This is a genomic window from Staphylococcus sp. GDX8P80P (genome assembly GCF_017893095.1).
GTDB lineage: Bacteria > Bacillota > Bacilli > Staphylococcales > Staphylococcaceae > Staphylococcus > Staphylococcus borealis.
Genome location: NZ_JAESMI010000035.1, coordinates 1 through 1462, shown reverse-complemented (window position 1 = coordinate 1462; position 1462 = coordinate 1). Strand labels below are relative to the sequence as shown.

Below are 1462 nucleotides of genomic sequence, written 5' to 3'. Positions count from 1 at the left end.
CGGGTATCTATTTCAAAAATGAGCCCTTAAACATCGTCAATCAAACGGCGCAATCATCGATTGCTTAATCAGAAAGGATGAAAAAGTCATGCAACAACTCAAACAAAAACGTGTCGGTATCTATGTCCGTGTATCGACTGAAATCCAAAATACAGAAGGTTATAGTATTAATGGCCAAATCAATCAGATTAGAGACTACTGTCAATTTCACCATTTTGAAGTCACAGATATTTACGCTGATCGTGGTATCTCAGGAAAATCTATGAACCGTCCTGAGCTCCAACGTATGTTGAAGGATGCGAATGAAGGTCATATCGATTGTGTCATGGTGTACAAAACAAACCGACTGGCACGTAATACATCAGACTTACTCAAAATTGTCGAAGATTTGCATAAGCAAAATGTCGAATTTTTCAGTTTGTCTGAACGTATGGAAGTCAATACTTCTTCTGGAAAACTCATGTTACAAATACTTGCGAGTTTCTCAGAATTTGAACGTAATAACATTGTCGAGAACGTATTCATGGGCCAAACCAGACGTGCCCAAGAAGGCTATTATCAAGGAAATTTACCGCTAGGCTATGACAAAATACCCGACAGTAAACACGAATTGATGATTAATCAACATGAAGCTAATATTGTAAAATATATTTTCGAATCTTATGCCAAAGGGCATGGCTATCGTAAAATTGCCAATACACTCAATCATAAAGGCTATGTCACTAAAAAAGGGAAGCCTTTCAGTATAAGTTCTATTACTTATATTCTATCCAATCCCTTCTATATGGGTAAAATTCAATTTGCGAAGTACAAAGATTGGAATGAAAAACGTCGTAAAGGACTGAATGATAAACCGATCATAGCTGAGGGTAAGCACGCCCCTATTATTAGCCAAGCATTATGGGATAAAGTGCAAGCACGTAAAAAGCAAGTCAGTCAAAACCCCCAAGTTCACGGTAAAGGAACTAATCTATTAACCGGTATCGTTCATTGTCCCCAATGCGGAGCACCTATGGCCGCGAGTAATACTACTAATACACTCAAAGATGGAACTAAGAAACGTATTCGCTATTATTCTTGTAGTAACTTTCGCAACAAAGGATCAAAGGTATGTTCAGCCAATAGTGTTAGAGCTGATGTGATTGAGAAATACGTCATGGATCAAATACTTGAAATTGTCAAAAGCGATAAAGTTCTCAAACAAGTTGTCGAACGTGTTAATCAAGATAATCAAGTCGATGTAGCTGCACTCAATCATGATATTGCTTATAAACAACAACAATTTGATGAAGTAAACATCAAACTTAAAAATCTCGTTCAAACCATCGAAGACAATCCAGACTTAACATCTGCACTCAAACCAACCATTCATCAATATGAAACAAAACTGAATGATATTACAAACCAAATGAATCAACTCAAGCAGCAACAAAATCAAGAGAAACCATCTTATGATACGAAA

1 protein-coding gene and 1 pseudogene are annotated in these 1462 nt (G+C 36.7%); both read left to right on the top strand.

The window, feature by feature from the left end; translation table 11 throughout:
* Window positions 1–68 (top strand): annotated as a pseudogene (locus tag KA858_RS13075) (recombinase RecA); the annotation flags it as partial.
* A gap of 20 nt (window positions 69–88) precedes the next feature.
* Window positions 89–1462, top strand: a 1374-nt coding sequence (gene ccrB / locus KA858_RS04585) for a cassette chromosome recombinase CcrB (protein ID WP_210135132.1), incomplete at its 3' end; no start/stop codon positions are given.